Origin of the sequence: Halorussus limi (assembly GCF_023238205.1) — an archaeon.
GTDB lineage: Archaea > Halobacteriota > Halobacteria > Halobacteriales > Haladaptataceae > Halorussus > Halorussus limi.
Map to the genome: position 1 here is coordinate 2,390,009 of NZ_CP096659.1, position 17,595 is coordinate 2,407,603.

The window sequence follows — 17,595 nt, forward strand, 5'->3', positions numbered from 1 at the left end:
TAACGTGGGGAGAGTGAATGCCAAGGAAACCGCCGTTCCCCGAGAGCGACCGAGACGGCGACAGAAGCGCGCCCGACATCGGCGACATCATCGGTCGCATCATACGGGAACCGACGACCGGTCCGGGGGAGTGACGCCGTCTCAGGCGACGTTTTCTTTCGTCTCGACCGACTCAGTCCGAGACCGACACGTCGACCTCGTCGCGCTCGACGGTCAGTTTGAACGTCGGCACGGTCCGGTAGACGACTTCCACGACGCCCTTGCGCCGGAGCGCCTGTAGCGCGCTCCGAACGTCCTCGGCCTCGGGGTCCACGTCGAACTCCGCGCGCAACTTCTGGAGGACCGACACCACGCTCTCGGAGTCCTCGTCCGGACCAGCCACGACAGAGAACACCTGCTGCTGGAGTTTCGGCACCCGGATGGCCGAGGGCGCGCCCGACTCCTCGTCGTCCACGACGCCGGGTTCCACGTCCACGAGTTCCGCGGCCTCCCGGTTCGCCCGAATCAGGCTGTTGTCGTCGCGGTAGTAGTACTCCTTGAGTTCGTTTTCGAGGTACTGGTGGACCTCGCTCCCGCTTTCGAGACCCCATCGCTCCTGTAGTTCCGCGTTCTTGGTGGGTTGTAGCTCCACGAGGTCGGCGAGTCGCTCGCGGGCCTCCTCCGAGAGAGTCATCGGTCGGCGCTACGGCGCGGCGATATTTCCACTTTCCGGAAGGAAGAAACGGGTTCGCCGCTCGTCGGGGCTGGGCCGGAACGCTCGACGGGAGGCCCGCGCATCGGCGACGCGTTCGCTCTTCGGTCGCGAATCCGCCGGCGGTGCGGGCGGAGAGGCAGCGAGCGACGCCCCCGAGCGCCACCGCGAGACCGGTCGGTCTCACAAGCATTATTCCCGCGGCCGTCGTCTGCCGAGATATGTCCGATTGGGAGACCATCCGCCTCGACTACGAGGACGACGTGGCGACGCTGACCGTGGACCGACCCGACCGACTCAACGCGCTCAACGTCGACACCCTCGAAGCCATCGAGGAGGCGCTCGACGAGGCCGAGTCCGAAGAAGTCGGCGCGCTCGTCCTCACCGGCGCGGGCGACGACGCCTTCGTCGCCGGCGCGGACATCAGCTACATGCAGGACCTCTCGGTCCCCGAGGCGCAGGCCTACGCCGAACTGGGCCACCGGGTCGCCGACAGAATCGAGCGGTTCCCTGCGCCCGTCGTCGCGGCCATCAACGGCTACGCCTTCGGCGGCGGGTGCGAACTGGCGCTGGCCTGCGACCTCCGGGTCGCTAGCGAGGACGCCGTCGTCGGCCAGACCGAAATCGACCTCGGCATCATCCCCGGGTGGGGCGGCACTCAGCGCCTCCCCCGACTCGTCGGCGACGAGATGGCGCGCCGCCTGATATTCTTCGGCGAGCGCATCGACGCCCAAGACGCCCGCGAACACGGACTCGTCGGCGAAATCGTCGCCGGCGACGAACTCGACGACCACGTCCACGAACTCGCGGCCGACCTCGCGGCCAAGCCGACCTACGCGCTCGCCGCCGCGAAGGAGGCGCTGAACCAGTCCCACGAGACCGGGCAGGAGGCGGGCCTGCGCTACGAGCGTCGCCTCTGGAGCGGCCTGTTCGGCACCCACGACCAGCGCGAGGGGATGGAGGCGTTCCTCGAAGACCGCGCGCCCGACTTCGAGTAGCGCGGAGAGGGGCCGAGCGCCCGATACGCGGCCCATACTTTTTCCGCCGAACGTCATTGACTCAGTGGATGTCCGACGCCCCGGGAAGCCTCTCGTGGTCGGTCGGCCCGGCCGACTCGCGGGCGGTTCGAGTCCTGTTCTACCTCGCCGAGGGGCTGCTCGGCGGTGCGGTCGTCTCGATACTGTTCTCGGTGGCCGCCGAGACGCTTCCGGCGGCGCTCGCCGGCGACCCGTGGGCGCCGGGACTCCTCGCCGTGTTCGCCCTCCTCGCCGTCGGTCGCGTGGTCTGGGGCTACGCTGTCGTCCGGGCCGCGGCCGACCGGTCCCGGAGCGGTCCCGGCGCCACGTTACTGACGTGGACTCGCGACCAGCAGTGGCGGTGGCCGCTACTGGTTACGCTCGTCGTCGGAACGGCGTTGGTCGCGCTCGGGTCCGGCGCGACCGGGGCGTTCTCGGAGGACTCGCGGTGGCTCGGGACGTTGCTCCTCGCCGCGGGTTGCTCGGCGCTCGGCGAGTTCCTGAGTTCCGAGGGCCGACTCGACGCCGACGAACTGACGCTCGCGACGCCGCGGTACCGCGAGTGGCGCGAGGTGGACCTCCGGGCGCTCGCGTCGGTGCGGCGGGTCTCGGTCGGTCCGTTCGCGGTCTGCTGGCTCTCGGTCGCGCCCGGCGTCGAGGACCGGACGACGATACAGGGCTTCTACGCGATTCCGACCGGGGTCGTCGAACGCGGTCGGTCGGCCTTCGAGACGGGACTCGCCGCCGTTCCGCCCGTCGACCCCGAGACCGCCGAGCGCGCCCGGTTCTTCCGGCGGGTGAACCGGGTCGTCGCGGCCGGCGCCTTCCTGTTGGCTGTCGGGGGCCTGCTCGCTCTCGCGTGGGTCGGAACGTCGGCCGGGAACCTGCTTGTGTTCGCGTGGCTACTGGTCGGCGGCGGTCTCGCACTCCTCAGGTTCGTGGCCTGACGCGCCCGTCCGACGCTCGCTCAGTCTTGGGGCGCGGGCGCGGCGATTTCCTCGGCCTCCGGAACCGTCTCCTCGACCTGCGTGTAGACCAGCACCAGTCCCACGGCCGCCAGCGCACTGCCGAACGCGAAGGGCCAGACGAACCCGAAGGTCACGAGAAAGCCCGAGGAGAGCGGGCCGATGGCGGTCCCGAGGCCGAACGCCATCGTCAGAATGGAGAGCTTCGTCCCCGACTCGCCCTCCTTCGCCAAGTCGCCCGCCAGCGCGAGCGACGGCGCGAACACCATCGCCACCGCGACCCCCTGCACGAACCGGGCGGCGACCATCCCGGCGGGCGTCGTCACGAACCCCTGCACCAGCAGGGAGGGCACCAACAGGACGAACCCCGCGACGAGGAAGGGCCGTCGCCCGTAGGTGTCGCTGGCCCGGCCGACCGGCACCTGAAAGACGACGTTGGCGATGACGACCGCGGCGAACTCCAGACCGAAGAGGACCGACCCCTGCCGGAGACGCTCGGAGAGTTGCGGTTCCAAGGTGGCGAACAGGCCGATGCCGATGGCCATGAACAGCGTCGCCAGACCGAGGGTGAAGACGGGGTCGAGGCCCCGGTCCTCGGGGTCGGTGACCGAGACTCCGAGTTCGTCGCCCGCCCGGGCCTTCGTCCGCTCGGGGTCCGAGACGAACGCCGCGACGAGGCCGAAACTCGTCGCCGCGCCGAGGGCCGCTACGCCGAACGCCGCCGTGAAACCGGAGACGGTCCCCGCGGGCGTCGCGTACGGCCCCAACTCGACGAGGAATCCGGCCACCAGCGGGCCGAACCCGAACCCTATCAGCCGGAAGGTGTTGAACACGCCGAAGTTGCCCCCGCGGGTCGCGTCGGTCGCGAGTTCGTTGACCAGCGCGACCGTCGCGGGGATGGCCAGCGCCGCGCCGACGCCCTGTAACATCCGGAGACCGAGGACCGCGGCGTAACTGTCGGCGAAGACGTAGGCCCCGCTCGCGACCCCGAGCAGCGCGAGTCCCACGAGGATGAACGCCTTGCGCTTGCCGGTCCGGTCCGAGAGCCGACCGGCGAACGGCTGACCGAAGCTGTTGAGGAAGCCGAACAGCGAGAGCGCGACCCCGATGAGGACCGACTGAGCGACCGCCACGCCGAGGAGTCGGCCGCCACCGCCCGGCACGTCGAGGACGACTTCGTCCAGGAACTGCGGGAGGACGACGATCAGAAACGAGTTGCCGACCGCGTCTATCATGCGGGCGAACGCGAGGGTCAACACCCGCCGGTCGGTGCCGAGCAGTGCCATTCGTCGGAACGTCGCCCCGTTCGGCCAAGACGGTTGTGGCACCGCGACGGGCCTGCTCGTCGGGGACGGCGGGCGTCTACTGGGCGTTCGCGGGGCCCCGGCGGACAGGCGGTCCGACCGGTCGCCACCGAAACGATTTATCGCCGGTCGCCGAGGTCCCACTATGGAGAAAGCCGCCATCGCCGACGCGGAACCCGAGGACCTCGGCGGCGGGGAGGCCCGAAGGCTCTCGGACCCGCTCGACGCGACCGGTCTCGCACTCAACCGTTACCGCATTCCGCCCGGGCAGGAGTTCCCCAGCGGCCTCCACGCCCACGGCGACCAAGAGGAGGTGTTCGTCGTCCTCGCCGGGACGGCGACCTTCGAGCGACTCGGACCGGACCGCGAGGACGCCGGCGAGGTCGCGGTCCGAGCGGGCGAGGCCGTCCGGTTCGCGCCCGGCGAGTACCAGTCCGGGCGGAACGCCGTCTCCGAGCCACGCTCGGACGACTCGGAGGCCGAGCGGAGCGAGTCTTCCGGTGGCGACGCCGACCTCGTGGCGCTCGCGCTCGGAGCGCCCCGCGACAGCGACGACGTGCGAGTTCCCCTCGACTGTCCCGAATGCGGTCACGGCTACCTGCATCCCGAGGCGGGCCCGGACGGAGTGACTCTCGACTGCCCGGACTGCGAAACCGCGAACGTCCCGCGGGGGTGTCCCGACTGCGGGGCCGAGATGCGGGTCGCGCTCGGGGAGGGGAGCGAGACGGTCGTGCGCTGTCCCGAGTGCAGTGCCGAAGCCGAGACTCCGTTCACGGCGTGACCGCTCGCCGGACCGCTACCGGGAACTCGCGTCCGCGACGACGGTGTAGATGCCGTGGGCGAACTGCTTCACGGCGTAGTAGACGCTCACGCCCCACACCAGCAGCGCCGGGACGGCGCCGAGCCACGGTCCAGCGGCTTCGAAGATGCTCGAGGCGACGAAACTCCCGCCGGCGAGGAGCGCCGCGCCAGCGAGTCCGGAGAAGGCGGCCTCGTCGACGGCTTCGGTTCGGGTCACGTTCTTCGATACAGACGGAGACGTGTTAAATACGTCCTACTATCGGCGCTCTCGGAGACGCCGACGGAGCGCCGTACCGAACCACGGTCACGGGTACCCCGGTATCGAGCGAGTTCCCCGTCTCGCCCGCCGGTTTCGGCGCTCCGGTCGGCCGCGGCGGTGCGTATTCGCGGCCCAGTAGAGAAATCAATACACTAGTTATGGAAATATACTCCATCTTTAAACACAGGTATAGATTGCTCTACTCGATACTTCTCCCCGGTGCGCTACTCGATTTCGGCCAGTCGCTCCCGGACGAACGACCGATAGGCGCGCTCGACGGCCGCCGGGTCGTCGCACGCGTCCCAGTCCACCGCGACGGCCATCCACCGGCACCGCTGGACCAGCAGGTAGTAGTGATACTCCCGAGTCACGATTTCGCTCGGGTCGATGCCTCGCTCGCGGGCGTAACTCCGCCGGAGCAGTCCCGCGAGGTCGGCCGCCCGGTCGGCGGTGGGCAACTGGACCCGAACCACGGCGTCTTCCGCGAACGCGAGGTCCAATCGGTAGTCGCCGACGTAGGGGTCGCCGAAGTCCAGTACCGAACGGATACCGACCCCACCGTCGGCGTCCGCCTCCGGGGCGAGGACGAGGTTGTCGAGGTGGAAGTCGCGGTGGAGGACCGTCGGCGACGCCGGGTCCCGAACGTCGTCGGCCACGCCGTCGAACGCCGCGACGATTTCGGGCACGAGGTCGGCGAACCGGCCGGGGTCGTCGCCGCACTGGACTTGCTCGACCAGCGAGACGGGGTGGTCGGCCAGCGACGCGAACACCTCGCCCCACGAATCGACGCCGTCCCCGGTCGTGAAGGTGGGAGTCGCCCCGTCTCCGGGGTCGGTCATCCGGAGCGGACCGCAGTCGTCGGCGCCGAGGTCGGCCGCTACCGGCGCCCCGGTCTCGGCGAGTCGGAACTCGTGGAGTCGCGCGAGGTGGCGACCGACCGCGCGGACCAGACGCTCTCGCTCGGACCACGAGAGTCCGTCGAGGTCCCGAATCTGGCGACCCTCTCGGTAGTCGAGCAGAAAGTGGAAGACGCCCAGCGGTCCGCCGTCCTCGGCTATCGCCAGCACCTCGGGGAGGGGAAGCGCGGTCTCGTCGCGGAGCGTTTCGAGGAGGTACGGTTCCGGTCGGAGTTCGGCGGTGGTGTTGAACGTCGCGGCCTTGAGGACGGCCGCGTCGCCGTCGGCGAAGTCGATTCGGTAGATGGCGTTGATGCCCTTCGAGACCGGTGTCACCTCGGCGACGGCGCGCCCGCAGGCGGCCCGCGCGGCCCCAGCGACCGCCTCGGCGTCGGGTTCGGGCAACCGCTCGTCTCGTACCATACTCGTCGATGTCGGACGGATTGCAAATCTCTTCCGACTGTTTGACACGAGGTGACAACCGACTCCGGACCCGAATCGCCTACCGCGAAGGGGCAGGGATTTGTCGCTCGACTCCGAACGGCCGACCATGGAGACCACCGACGCGTTCGTCGGCCTGACGTGTGTCGACTGCGGCGAGACGTTCGACGCCGAGGAGACGACCCACCGCTGTCCCGAGTGCGGCGGGATTCTGGACCCCGAGTACGACTACGAGGACGTCGACCTGACGCGCGAGGACCTCGAATCCCGCCGGTTCGACTCGATGTGGCGCTACGAGGAACTCCTGCCGTTCCCCCGGGAGGCCGCCGTCTCGATGGACGAGGGCGCGACCCAGTTGGTCGAGTGCCCGAAACTCGCCGACGAGATGGGCGTCGGCCGCGTCCTGTTCAAGGACGAGGGCCGGAACCCGACCGGGACGTTCAAGGACCGCGGCCAGACCGCCGCGATTACGGCGGCCGTCCAGCACGGCGCGACCGACGTGGCGCTCAACTCCGCGGGCAACGCCGGGCAGTCCGCCGCGGCCTACGCCGCCCGCGCCGACCTCCAGTCGCACGTCTTCCTGCCCTCGCGGGCCGGGTTCACCAACAAGGCGATGGTCAACGTCCACGGCGGCGACATGACCGTGGTAGAGGGGCGCATCGGCGACGCGGGCGCGGCCTACGCCGACGCGATGGAGGAACACGACGACTGGTACTCGGTCAAGACGTTCGTGACGCCCTACCGCCACGAGGGCAAGAAGACGATGCTCTACGAACTGGTCGAGCAGAACGACTGGGAGGTGCCCGACGCCGTGGTCTACCCGACCGGCGGCGGCGTGGGTCTCGTCGGGATGCACAAGGGCGCCAAGGAGTTGCGGGAACTGGGCCTGACCGACGAGATTCCCTCGATGTACGCGGCCCAGTCGTCGGGGTGTGCGCCCGTCGTGGAGGCGTTCGAGGAAGGGAAAGACGTCCACGAGGTCTGGGAGACCCCCGACACCATCTGCGGCGGCATCGAGATTCCCGACCCCGGCGCGAGTCCCCTGATTCTGGACGCCCTCCGCGAGAGCGACGGCGGCGCGGTCGCGACCAGCGACGAGGACATCCTCGACAGCGCGGTCGCGGTCGCCCAGCAGGAGGGACTGGAGATGGGCGCGACCTGCGCGGCGGCCGCCAGCGGAGCGTGGGAACTCGCGCGCCGCGGCGAGTTCGACGACGACGACACTGTCGTCCTTCTCAACACCGGCGCGGGCAACAAGGACGACGACGTCCTCCGCAGTCACCTGATGAGCAAGGGCGTTTAGCTACTGTTCGACGCTCACGGGGTCCTCGGCGATTATCCACGCGTCCGGCGACTCCTTCGACCGGAGTTCGAGGCTCCCCTCGTGGAAGTGAGCGGTGATACGTTCGCTCGTCTCGGACTCAGACATCCTGTCGGTCGCTACGCCGGACCCGGACATTACTATTCGGCGTCTACGAGGGAGTACAGCCGGTCTACGTGCGAATACGTCTCGACTACTCGGAGATAAGCCCGCCCGGACGCGAGAGAATCGGGCGCATGGGAAGTGGAACGTCCGGGCCGAAGGAACGGGGACCGTGAGCCGAGGAACGTAGAGATTGAGGGCTGCGAGGCCGAGGAACGTAGAGACCGAAGCACTGGAAAACCGGGGAACGCGGAGACCAGAAACCGGAGAAAACGGGGAACCGTCGTCAGTAGAAGTACACTTCGAACTCGTCGCCGCAACTGCTACAGTCCGTCGTCGTTCCGGTGAGGCGGTCGGCGTCCCGAAACTGGGGGTCGGAGTCGCCGCCGTCCGCGACCAACTCGACGGCCCCGTCGTCGCAGTTCGGACACTCGATACTCGTTGCTGCTCGCGACATATCCCCTCCGACGTGTCCCGGTTAGTTAGTTATAAACCGTCTAAACGGCCCGTGAACCGAGCGTTGGTCTCGCGCTAACGCACGGTAGCCTCGGGGTACGGCCGGCGCGAGACGCCGTTTTCGGTGCCTGTCGGCCGACACGGACTCCGTAATCGCGAGGGCGACATCGTCCCCGAACCGAGTTTCGCGCGCGGGATTCGACTCGCCGCCGACGCGTACGGGGCCCGCCTGAGACAAATATAAGTTTTAGACGAATCTAATCGGTGTAAGTGATGTTGAGCGACGTGATGGAAGACTACCTCAAAGCGATATACGCCCTCCAGCAGGACGAGGAGGGTCCCGTCGCCACCTCCGCCATCGCCGAGTATCTGGACGTGACGCCCCCGACCGTGACCAGCATGGTCGAGAAACTCGAAGAGAGAGGGCTGGTCGAGCGCGAGAAGTACAAGGGGGTCGAACTCTCCGCCGAGGGCGAGACCGTGGCGCTCGAAGTGCTGCGCCACCACCGCCTGCTCGAATCCTACCTGACCGAACACCTCGACTACTCGTGGAGCGAAGTCCACGAGGAGGCCGACACGCTCGAACACCACATCAGCGAGGAGTTCGAACAGCGCGTCGCCGAGGCGCTGGGCGACCCCGAGGTGGACCCCCACGGCGACCCCATTCCGAGCGCCGACCTCACGCCGCCCGAGGCCGACGACACCGCCCCGCTCTCGGACCACGGCCCCGGCGACAGACTCGTCGTCGCGCGGGTGAGCGACCGCGACGAGGAGGAACTGCGCTACCTCGCGGACGCCGGCATCGCGCCCGAGACCGAACTCGTCGTCGTGGACGTGGCCCCGTTCGGGATGGTGACGGTCCGGTTCGACGCCGACGGCGACCGCGAGCAGAGTCTCCCCGAGAACGTCGCGCGCTCCATCCGGGTCCGGCCCGCGGACGGCAGCGGCGGGACCGAGAACGGCGACAACGGCGAAGGCGTCGAGGCCTGACGGAGAGACAGTTTTTTCTCGTCCGCGACGAACCTCCCTATCGAATGTCGAACGCCGTCGTCTCCGGACTCGCGGGCGTCGCCCTCGGCCTCTCGCTGGCGGCCCCACCGGGTCCGATGAACGCCATCATCGCCGAGGAGAGCGTCCTCCGCGGGTGGGGGTCGGGGTTGCGCGCGGGCCTCGGCGCGATGTCGGCCGACGCCTGCTTCTTCGTGCTGGCGCTGTTCGGCGTCGTCGCCGTGGTCCGCGACGTGCCGGTCGTCCAGCGGGTGCTGTTCGCCGTCGGCGGCCTCCTGATGCTCTACTTCGCCTACGGCGCGGCGAGCGACGCCAACGCCGCGTTCGGCGGCGACGCCGCGACCGACGGGCGCGGACTCGCGGAGGACGAGGACAGCAAGGGCTTCCGGAAGGCGTTCGTGCTGGCGCTGACCAACCCCTACCAGATTCTCTGGTGGCTCACGGCGGGCGTCGGCCTGCTCGACCCCGGAACGTTCGCGCCCGACGCGCTCGGCGGCCTGACCGTCTCGACCGGGAGTCCGATAATCGTGGTCGGGTTCTTCGGCGGTATCGCGCTCTGGATAACCGGCTTCCCGGCCGCGCTGGTCACGGTCGGGCGGCGCGTGGACGCCTTCGCGCCGGTCGTCGCCTACCTGAGCGCGGCGGTGCTCGCGCTGGCCGGCCTCTCGTTTCTCTCGAAGGCGGCCGGGGTTCTGGCGTGACCGCGAGGGTCAGTTCCACGGGGCCGCCTCGAAGTCGACCTGCCGCGCCTCTCGTTCGATGGCGTCGATTCGCGCCACCTCGTCGTCGGTGAGGTCCAGTTTCCGGGCCTCGAAGTTCTCCCGAACGTGGGCTTCCGACGAGGCCTTCGGGATGACGGCGACGTTCTCCTTCGACAGAAGCCACGCGAGACTGACTTGCGCGGGCGTCGCGTCCCTCTCGTCGGCGACGGCGACGAGTTCGGGCACTTCGGTCACGGTTCCCTTGGCCAGCGGCGAGTACGCGACCAGCGTGTGGCCGCGTTCCCGCGCGAGCGACCGGAGTTCCGCCTGCTGGAGCAGGGGGTGGCACTCGACTTGGTGAGCGAACAGCGGCGCGTCGAGGCGGTCGAGCGCGTCTTCGAGGAGGTCCGGCGTGAAGTTCGAGAGGCCGACGTGGCGAATCACGCCCTCGTCGTGGAGTCGGTCGAACGCCGCGAGCGTTTCGTCGGGGTCGTAGGTTCGAATCGGCCAGTGGACGTAGAGGAGATCGAGCGAGTCGACGCCGAGTCGGTCACAGCACCCGCGGGCGTGTTCGAGCACGTCGTCGTAGCCGAGGTTTCGCGAGTGAATCTTCGTCGAGACGAACACGTCGTCGCGGTCCGCGTCGGCCGCGGCGATGCCCTCGCCGACCGCGACCTCGTTGTCGTACATCTCGGCGGTGTCGACGTGGCGGTACCCGCAGTTCAGCGCGGTCTCGACGCTCGCGGCGCACGTCTCGGGGTCGGTGATCTCGTAGGTCCCGATGCCGATGTCGGGGAGCGTCTCGGTCATCGGTCGTTCCGTCGAGCGCCGGACTCAAGGCTGTTTCCGGTCGCTCGTTTCTGTAAGCGATAGAACTATTATCTCGGTACCGGTTTCAGCGATAGCTCCGACCGGAAGACCGGCCGCACTCGTCCACGAACGCCGCTATGGCCGTCGTTGTGTCCGACGGTCCGTGGACTCCTCGTGGTCCATCTCCGGGACCTCGCCCTCGAGCCACTCGCGGAACCACTTGACGCGCTTGAGGCGCTTGTGAGCGATGCCCTCCGCGGCGTCACTCTGGACGCGATTGGCGGCGTCCTTGCCACGCTCCATCACCCGGTCGACCATCTCGGCGGCGTCCATGTGGGTCCGGGCCTCGTAGCCCATCCGCAGGAGCATGAGGGCGGTGCCGTTCGCGCCCACCTTGTCGAGCAGGTCGGCCTCGATGAGACACTGAGTCTCCTTGGGCAGGTCTGTCAGGTCGCCCTGATACGAGTGGTTCTCGACGGCTTTGCACACCTCTTCGATGAACGATTCCGGGAAGTCGCCGTGAGTTTCGAGGTACTTCCGGGCGATGCGCGCGCCCTCCTCGGCGTGGACCTCTTGGTCGGCGTCGAGTTTGGCGATGTCGTGGAACAGCGCCGCGACGCGGGCCACGTCGACGTTCGCGCCCTCCTTCTCGGCGATGGTGCCCGCGAGGTCCACCACGTTGAGGATGTGGTTGAACCGGTACTCGGCGGAGTGCCACGGGTACCAGCGCATCCGACCGCCGCCGTCCTCGTTCTCGACGCTGGCGGCGAGATACTCGTAGACGAAGTCCTTCATCTCCTCGAACTCGGCCTCCGTGACGGGCGACTCCTTAATTTCGACTCCCACAGAACCACCTCGATTCGCAGATGTCCGTACTCATTCTTACTCGTATAAACGAATGATTGACTCTTTAGACTTACGACGACGACACTCAGAACTGTTCGGCCGTTTCTGCGCGTTCGTCCGGAACGCCCGTCGCTCGATTCGGGCGACCGAACGACCGACTTCGGCAGGTCGCTGACACCTCGCGCGGACGCCTCGAACCGCTCGCCTCGGCGTCGGCGCGCGTCTGTGACGCGCGGTAGTTAATCCCTCAGGACGAACTCGATGCGCTCGGTCGCCTCGCCCTTCGACTCACGGTTCGTTATCTCCACGCGCCCGACGTCGCCGAGGCTATCGACGTGCGTGCCGCCGCAGGGGCAGTAGTCGAAGCCCTCGATTTCGACCACGCGGAGCGGGTCGACGTGGTCGGGGATGAGGTTCAGCAGGGCCCGGCCCTCCTCGGTGCGCTCCTCGACCTCCTCTCGCGGGCGCTCGGCCTTGCTGACCCGGAGGTCGCGCTCGATGGCCTCGTTCGACAGGCGCTCGATTTCGGCCACGTCCGCCTCGGAGAAGTCGGCGGGTTCGAAGTCGATGCGCGAGCGGTCGGCGTGAATCTGGTTGCCCGCGGTCTCCGCGCCGTACTCGTCCAAGACCACGCGCGAGACGACGTGCTGGGCGGTGTGCATCCGGCGGTGGGCCTCGCGGCGTTCGGCGTCGATTCGTCCCTCTACCGCGTCGCCGACTTCGGGGCGGTCGCCCTCGATTTCCTCGACGTAGTGGCGCACGTCGCCGTGGTTCTTCCGGACCGTCGTCACCGTGGCCGACCCGCCGTCCCACGCGAGTTCGCCGCGGTCGGCCGGTTGCCCGCCGCCCTCGGGGTAGAAGTAGGTCCCGTCGAGGACGAGGAAGTCGTCGGCCACCTCGCTCGCGGTCGCCTCGAACTCGGTCACGCCGTCGGCGTCGGGAAGGTAGCGTTGCTCGGTCACGTCCGGCCAGAGGCGACCCAGCGGCTTAATCGATTGGCTGGCGGAAACGCGCGGCTACTTGTCTCGTATCGGAGCGGGAGCGAGCAGAGCGCCAATGCGGGCGGAACGAGGCCGGTCGAACGTCGTCAGTTGAGCCAACCGGCGACCCGCCGCCGGAGTCGCACGAACAGCGGCGTCCGCTGGGGGTCGTCGTCGCGGTCCGGTCGCCTGTTCGCAGGCCGCCGGTTCGCGGGTTGTCGAGTCGCCGACTGGCGGTTCGCGGTCTCGGTCGCCGACTCTCGCGCGGCGGGTGCGGACTGACCCCGCTCGCGGGACCGGAACAGGTCGCGGGTGGCGAGCGCGAACAGCGACGCGCCGAGCAGGGTCCAGTTGACGAACCGCGGCCGCGGGGCGCGGCGGACGGTGACGTACCCGACGCCGACGAGGAGTACCGATGCCGGTATCAGCCACGTCAGTTCCATCGCTCTCCGACGTCGGGGCGGACTGGCTCTCGATACGTGCCGGTGGGGACCATCGAGTGGTCCGTCGACTCATAGCGAGTTTGTTATACACCGTCTGACGAAGTTATCTGTTCTGTTACTTCCGGAGTGGAAACACCCGGCGGAGGTAAAGAGTCTTTGTAGTCGAGTAAGGGCCGTCAGTCCGCGGTCAGGACGAGCGTGACGATTCCGGCGAGGATGCAGACGAGTCCGACCCGGCGCTTGTGGTCGGCGAAGTCGTCGTTCGGTTCCGACGGGACGTTCAGGAGGCCCGACTGGACCCGAAGGACCGTCTGCGGAAAGAGGTAGTCCGCGAACCCCCACGCGACCAACAGGAGTCCGACGGAGAGGGTTACGGGGCTGGACATGGGTTGTGCCTAGTCAACGTTAAACAGGAAATAGATTACTGCGACTCCCGAGACTTGTTCGCCACCGGAGGAGTCTGGCCGGGAGTACCATCGCTACGGCGGGGAGTAGTCCCGGATGGGTCTCGTCCCCGACTCAGGCGTCACCGTCTCGCGGCGCGATGTTCTGGTTGACGTGGAACAGGTTCTCCGGGTCGTACTCCGTCTTCACCTCGACCAAGCGTTCGTAGTTGTCACCGAACAGCAATGTCGCCGGGTCCTCGGAGAGACCCGGGAAGTTGCCGTACCGGCCCGACGCGATCGACAGCGACTCCGCCTCGCTGATTCCCTCGCGCGCCCACTCGACGTTCGCGTCGTCGTCTTCCGCGTTCTCCCAGTTAGCCTCGAACGCCATCATGTACGGTTTGTCCCGGTGCCAGAACGCGGTCGAGTCCTGCGGAACGTCGCTGACGGCGTCGCCGAGGTGCCAGATGTCGACCGTCGATAACTTCGAGGGGGCCGACTCGTTGTAGCGAACCACGAGGTCGACGACCTCGTCGGTCAGTTCCGAGAGGTATATCGACTTCCAGTAGTACCGTAGCCCGTCCGGGTAGTCTTCGTCCAACATCGACTGCAACTCGACGAACGCCGTCGGACCGCTGAAGTCGGCTATCGGCGTCGCGCTCTCGATCAGCGGTTCGAAGACCGCCTCGGCCTTCGAGAGGTCGCCGCGGACCGAACTCTTCTCAACTTTGTCCTATTGCTTGTGTATACTCCGGAAAATCGTGGACGAATATTTCGGATTATGCCTGGGGTGTCCCTATTCAACGCTCACGGTTTGTGGGTCTCCACCCTATATTGACACTTTCGCCGTCGCATACGCTTCATCTTTTGGCCGAATGAGAGTTCCATCAATTCCCGACCCATAAGGATGGTTCAATAATGTATTTTGTATGTCCTGTTGTCGATTCGACGGAACATGAAACGGAGAAAATTCCTCGGCACACTCCCAACTATTGGTGGATCGGCCCTTTTACAGAACTCGTCAGCCGCTGGTCGCGTACAATCGTCTCCCAACCCCGCACAAAAACCTTCGATGTTCTACACAACCGGCAGATGGATTACACATGAATTTCCATCGTTCAAACAAGAGCTCACGTCACTGATTACTACCATCGGAGACAACTACTATGCACTTCAAACGGCATCCGAAGTCTCTCCAAGCAAATTTGAGAAACTTGAGCAGACTGTCCGCAAAGCAGAACAGCTCATCCTTCGTACCGTTCCAAAATACTACAGTGTAGACCGTAGTCGATTGCAATCAGCGTTCAAGAAACGACGCCAACGTAGACAAGGCGTGTTGAAAAAGTTGAAGCAATATGCCAAATATAATGAGACCGACAGAATCGCCACACTCCTCAAAAAATATGCAGTGAAGAAGAGTCGCTATGGCTTCAAACCAAACATTCCGAGTAACAAGATAACGTGGCGGCAATACACCATGGCGGCTGAACACCCAGACATCGACATGGGAGCATGCTGTCAAGAAAAGCCACGTATGACGAAATTCACCCCATACGTCTACCTTTCGTTTGTCTCTTCACCGTCAACGGGAGCGACACTCTACAGAAAAGAAAAAATGATAGAGGCCGAAAAGAAAGTCGCCAATGGAAAAGAGATGGTTCAACCACTCCCAGTAGATACTGCTAACACAATTCTTGCCGGCTCATTGACGGACAAAAACGAAGATTTGATGCAAGAATGGGGAGTCGGGTCAATTGAAGTCTTCAAACAGTACGACTCCTCCTCGGCAGCACGCAAAGCACGGGACAAACTTTTGAACCAGAGTAATGTCAACCACGAAGGAACACGCTCAAACGGCATGACTGTCGAAAGTGCCGAAAAGATCGCGTGGAAGAACCAAAGTGGTGAATGGGTGTACGCATTCTTAATTCAGTCAGAAAAATACCTTGCTCTCTCCCATGCATCTAACGTGTTCTGGGGTGATAAGACACTACAAGGCTGGCTGTCCACAGACTAACAACTTCTAACCACTATAGGAGCTTATGTACTTGTGTACAGAAGGGTCACCCATGCTTGTAAATTGGTCTCGCGGTGGGTCAGAAAGTTACTGAACAAATGGCTTCGACTGGTACTCTGGAGCGCCGGCTCGCTGCAAATGTTGCCACGAAAAAGAGGATTCGTACCGTTTTGGGTATAGTCCCGGGCGGATTCGAACCGCCGTCATAGGCTGTCTTCCGTAACGACCCGTAACTCGCTACGTCCAAAGGCCCATATGATTGGCCACTACACCACGGGACTTCGCGCTCGTAAGAGCGCATCGAGTCGTAGTCTTTCCTCGTACAATAGTGTTACTTTTCGGCCGACGTTGCTGGCACGCTAACGTTTCCCGCTTCCACGTTCCGATGACAGCTTCGACAGAGCGTAACCACGTTTTCTAACGCGTGTGCCTCCTGTGGACAATCGAAATTACGAACCCGTTTGATGTGATGGACGTCCGGATTCCGGCCGATTTCTTCGGCGGTTTCTCCGCAGTTTTGACAGGAGTAGTCGTCTCTGTCTAACGCTTCACGTCGAACGCGCCACCACTTCTCGCCGTAATCGAGTTCACCACCCTCCCACTGATGGTGGTCTTCGCTGACGACGTTTTCCGAGAGCCACGACCCGTAGCAGTCGAGGTTACAGAAAACACCGCGTTTTCTGTTTTCGACGCGAGCAGGTCGTGCTTCGATGTCCGCATCGCACTGCGTACACGAGACAGAGACTCGACTTTTGGTCGCTGGGTTTTCTGGGAGTAAGCCGGTGGCATCCTCCATACAACCTGAACAGTACGTGCCGTCTTTGTCGGACGGATAGTACCGAAACTCGGCGCCACAACACCGGCACGCTCCGGTTTCTCTCGCGTCCCTCCAGTTTCCGTTGTTCTCCCCGGCGTTCGGGTCGCAGTCGCCGCAGTACTCCAGTCGGGATTTCGGGTCGTAGAAGTCGGTACCACAACCGTTACACGTCCGGTTCGGGAGTTTCTCGCCGTGCGCATGGCTATGGTGGATTCGGGTTCCTTGCCGGGAATCGAACGAATCTTCACACGTCGGACAGTCCATTCTCGGGATTTGTGACTATATCGACTTTAACGTTCGTACTCCGAAAGAACAATAAAATCGAAAAGCCCCGGCAAGCCCCCGCAAATTCAGTCGGCTTCGCCTTCGCCGACCAGTTCGGCGCACATGTCGGCCTCGGCGTCGAAGCAGTCGGGACACTGCGGTTCGCGGTCGATGATGGTGTCGAGTCGCTCCGCGACGGTCTCGTCGATGACGCTCTCTAAGGCCTTCGCTTCGCTCGGGAACTCCTCGACTTCGAGGACGTTGTGGAGGAAGCGCTCGATGATGCAGTAGGTCTGGAGCGCCTCGCGGGCCTGCTCGATGCCTTCGTCGGTCAGCGAGACGCCCTTGTACTTCTCGTGGTCGGCGAGGCCCTTGTCCTGAAGCTTTCCGATCATCTCGTTGACGCTCGCGGGACTCACGTCGAGGCGGTCGGCGAGGGCGCCGGTCGACGCCGGCCCGTTCTCCATCCGTTGCACGAGATATATCGCCTTCAGATACTGGTCTGCCGTGTTCATTCTCGGGCCTCCATGATTTTTGTCACTTCCTCGACTCCTTCGGCCTCTTCCTCGCGTATCGCCTTCAGGGTAGCGAGCAGTTCCTCGCGGTCGAGCGCGTAGTCGGTGTCGCTGGCCTCGACGGCTTCGATGAGGTCGTCGTAGAACTTGTACGCGGTCTCCTCGCCGTGGAGTTGGTCGTAGAGGACGCCGTCGAAGCCCTCGGGACCGGTCTGGGCGTAGCGGGCTTCCACCAGCGTCTGAACCTCTTCGAGCGGCACCGCTTCGGCGTTCAACTGATCGATGAGACCCTCCAGTCGGTGACGGTGGTCCGCCGACTCCTCGCGGGCCTCCTCCAGCAGTTCCTCGACGTCCGCGTCGCGCTCGTCGGGCGAGAGCGTCTCGTAGTGACGCGCCGCGCGGACCTCGACGACCTCCTCCAATACGATGCCGATCTGGAGCAGGCGGGCGAGTTGGTTGTCGGTCGAGACCCGGTCGTTGACCGTCATCCCGACCACCCGTAACTGTGCTTCGATACCGCTATCATTGATACACAGTCGGGAGTTGGGCGACTTAA

At 65.4% G+C, this 17,595-nt stretch carries 21 protein-coding genes, 1 tRNA gene and 1 pseudogene; 7 read left to right on the plus strand and 16 right to left on the minus strand.

Annotation, left to right across the window (positions count from 1 at the left end; genetic code table 11):
- Window positions 1-172: 172 nt before the first annotated feature.
- A complete protein-coding gene (locus tag M0R89_RS12385) occupies window positions 173-673 on the minus strand; it encodes a DUF5797 family protein (protein ID WP_248649398.1) in 501 nt (166 codons plus the stop codon).
- A 239-nt stretch (window positions 674-912) separates the two neighbouring features.
- Between M0R89_RS12385 and M0R89_RS12390 the strand changes: the two genes are divergently transcribed.
- Together M0R89_RS12390 and M0R89_RS12395 are read left to right on the plus strand one after the other, a co-directional pair.
- Entirely contained in the window at window positions 913-1,689 is a 777-nt protein-coding gene (locus M0R89_RS12390; protein WP_248649399.1) for an enoyl-CoA hydratase/isomerase family protein, read from the plus strand.
- Between the two features lie 68 nt (window positions 1,690-1,757).
- The gene (locus M0R89_RS12395; RefSeq protein WP_248649400.1) at window positions 1,758-2,654 is read left to right on the plus strand and encodes a hypothetical protein; all 897 of its coding nucleotides are present in this window, start codon (window positions 1,758-1,760) and stop codon (window positions 2,652-2,654) included.
- A gap of 20 nt (window positions 2,655-2,674) precedes the next feature.
- Here M0R89_RS12395 and M0R89_RS12400 read toward each other — a convergent pair whose 3' ends face one another.
- The gene (locus tag M0R89_RS12400; protein ID WP_248649401.1) at window positions 2,675-3,958 is read right to left on the minus strand and encodes an MFS transporter; all 1,284 of its coding nucleotides are present in this window, start codon (window positions 3,956-3,958) and stop codon (window positions 2,675-2,677) included.
- Window positions 3,959-4,121: 163 nt separating this feature from the next.
- On the opposite strand from M0R89_RS12400, the gene M0R89_RS12405 reads away from it, so the two are divergent.
- The gene (locus M0R89_RS12405) at window positions 4,122-4,757 is read left to right on the plus strand and encodes a cupin domain-containing protein (protein WP_248649402.1); all 636 of its coding nucleotides are present in this window, start codon (window positions 4,122-4,124) and stop codon (window positions 4,755-4,757) included.
- 15 nt (window positions 4,758-4,772) lie between these two features.
- Here the strand turns inward: M0R89_RS12405 and M0R89_RS12410 are convergent, their stop codons facing one another.
- On the minus strand, window positions 4,773-4,994 hold the full coding sequence (locus M0R89_RS12410; protein WP_248649403.1) for a hypothetical protein: 222 nt from the start codon (window positions 4,992-4,994) through the stop codon (window positions 4,773-4,775).
- A gap of 266 nt (window positions 4,995-5,260) precedes the next feature.
- Window positions 5,261-6,355: a phosphotransferase family protein gene (locus M0R89_RS12415; RefSeq protein WP_248649404.1), complete on the minus strand. Its 1,095-nt coding sequence runs from the start codon at window positions 6,353-6,355 to the stop codon at window positions 5,261-5,263.
- A gap of 127 nt (window positions 6,356-6,482) precedes the next feature.
- On the opposite strand from M0R89_RS12415, the gene M0R89_RS12420 reads away from it, so the two are divergent.
- Window positions 6,483-7,676, plus strand: a complete 1,194-nt coding sequence (locus M0R89_RS12420) for a threonine synthase (protein WP_248649405.1) — start codon at window positions 6,483-6,485, stop codon at window positions 7,674-7,676.
- Here the strand turns inward: M0R89_RS12420 and M0R89_RS23315 are convergent, their stop codons facing one another.
- Together M0R89_RS23315 and M0R89_RS12425 are read right to left on the minus strand one after the other, a co-directional pair.
- On the minus strand, window positions 7,677-7,802 hold the full coding sequence (locus M0R89_RS23315; protein WP_256468562.1) for a hypothetical protein: 126 nt from the start codon (window positions 7,800-7,802) through the stop codon (window positions 7,677-7,679).
- Window positions 7,803-8,082: 280 nt separating this feature from the next.
- Window positions 8,083-8,253 carry a hypothetical protein gene (locus M0R89_RS12425; protein WP_248649406.1) on the minus strand — a complete coding sequence of 57 codons (171 nt, stop codon included), beginning with the start codon at window positions 8,251-8,253 and terminating at the stop codon, window positions 8,083-8,085.
- A gap of 272 nt (window positions 8,254-8,525) precedes the next feature.
- On the opposite strand from M0R89_RS12425, the gene M0R89_RS12430 reads away from it, so the two are divergent.
- Window positions 8,526-9,242 (plus strand): metal-dependent transcriptional regulator, encoded by a 717-nt coding sequence (locus M0R89_RS12430; protein WP_248652267.1) that lies wholly within the window; start codon window positions 8,526-8,528, stop codon window positions 9,240-9,242.
- Window positions 9,243-9,286: 44 nt separating this feature from the next.
- The gene (locus M0R89_RS12435) at window positions 9,287-9,961 is read left to right on the plus strand and encodes a LysE family translocator (protein WP_248649407.1); all 675 of its coding nucleotides are present in this window, start codon (window positions 9,287-9,289) and stop codon (window positions 9,959-9,961) included.
- A 9-nt stretch (window positions 9,962-9,970) separates the two neighbouring features.
- Here the strand turns inward: M0R89_RS12435 and M0R89_RS12440 are convergent, their stop codons facing one another.
- From M0R89_RS12440 to M0R89_RS12465, 6 genes and pseudogenes are all read right to left on the minus strand, one after another.
- The gene (locus M0R89_RS12440) at window positions 9,971-10,771 is read right to left on the minus strand and encodes an aldo/keto reductase (RefSeq protein WP_248649408.1); all 801 of its coding nucleotides are present in this window, start codon (window positions 10,769-10,771) and stop codon (window positions 9,971-9,973) included.
- 135 nt (window positions 10,772-10,906) lie between these two features.
- Complete coding sequence (locus M0R89_RS12445) at window positions 10,907-11,617, minus strand: HD domain-containing protein (RefSeq protein ID WP_248649409.1); 711 nt, start codon at window positions 11,615-11,617, stop codon at window positions 10,907-10,909.
- Between the two features lie 239 nt (window positions 11,618-11,856).
- Complete coding sequence (locus tag M0R89_RS12450) at window positions 11,857-12,579, minus strand: alanyl-tRNA editing protein (RefSeq protein WP_248649410.1); 723 nt, start codon at window positions 12,577-12,579, stop codon at window positions 11,857-11,859.
- Between the two features lie 125 nt (window positions 12,580-12,704).
- Complete coding sequence (locus M0R89_RS12455; RefSeq protein ID WP_248649411.1) at window positions 12,705-13,040, minus strand: hypothetical protein; 336 nt, start codon at window positions 13,038-13,040, stop codon at window positions 12,705-12,707.
- 176 nt (window positions 13,041-13,216) lie between these two features.
- Window positions 13,217-13,426: a DUF6199 family natural product biosynthesis protein gene (locus M0R89_RS12460; protein WP_248649412.1), complete on the minus strand. Its 210-nt coding sequence runs from the start codon at window positions 13,424-13,426 to the stop codon at window positions 13,217-13,219.
- Window positions 13,427-13,559: 133 nt separating this feature from the next.
- A pseudogene (locus tag M0R89_RS12465) lies at window positions 13,560-14,141 on the minus strand (FAD-binding oxidoreductase); the annotation flags it as partial.
- Window positions 14,142-14,381: 240 nt separating this feature from the next.
- Between M0R89_RS12465 and M0R89_RS12470 the strand changes: the two are divergent.
- A complete protein-coding gene (locus M0R89_RS12470; RefSeq protein WP_248649414.1) occupies window positions 14,382-15,443 on the plus strand; it encodes a BAR domain-containing protein in 1,062 nt (353 codons plus the stop codon).
- A 177-nt stretch (window positions 15,444-15,620) separates the two neighbouring features.
- On the opposite strand, the gene M0R89_RS12475 is transcribed toward M0R89_RS12470, so the two are convergent.
- The 4 genes from M0R89_RS12475 to M0R89_RS12490 all read right to left on the minus strand — a co-directional run bounded on the left by M0R89_RS12475 (window position 15,621) and on the right by M0R89_RS12490 (window position 17,527).
- Window positions 15,621-15,724: transfer RNA gene (locus M0R89_RS12475), tRNA-Gln, on the minus strand.
- A 50-nt stretch (window positions 15,725-15,774) separates the two neighbouring features.
- Window positions 15,775-16,524 carry an HNH endonuclease gene (locus M0R89_RS12480; RefSeq protein ID WP_248649415.1) on the minus strand — a complete coding sequence of 250 codons (750 nt, stop codon included), beginning with the start codon at window positions 16,522-16,524 and terminating at the stop codon, window positions 15,775-15,777.
- Between the two features lie 86 nt (window positions 16,525-16,610).
- Window positions 16,611-17,039: a metal-dependent transcriptional regulator gene (locus M0R89_RS12485; protein ID WP_248649416.1), complete on the minus strand. Its 429-nt coding sequence runs from the start codon at window positions 17,037-17,039 to the stop codon at window positions 16,611-16,613.
- Complete coding sequence (locus tag M0R89_RS12490; RefSeq protein ID WP_248649417.1) at window positions 17,036-17,527, minus strand: ferritin-like domain-containing protein; 492 nt, start codon at window positions 17,525-17,527, stop codon at window positions 17,036-17,038. The genes M0R89_RS12485 and M0R89_RS12490 overlap by 4 nt, the downstream gene beginning before the upstream one ends.
- Window positions 17,528-17,595: the final 68 nt, after the last annotated feature.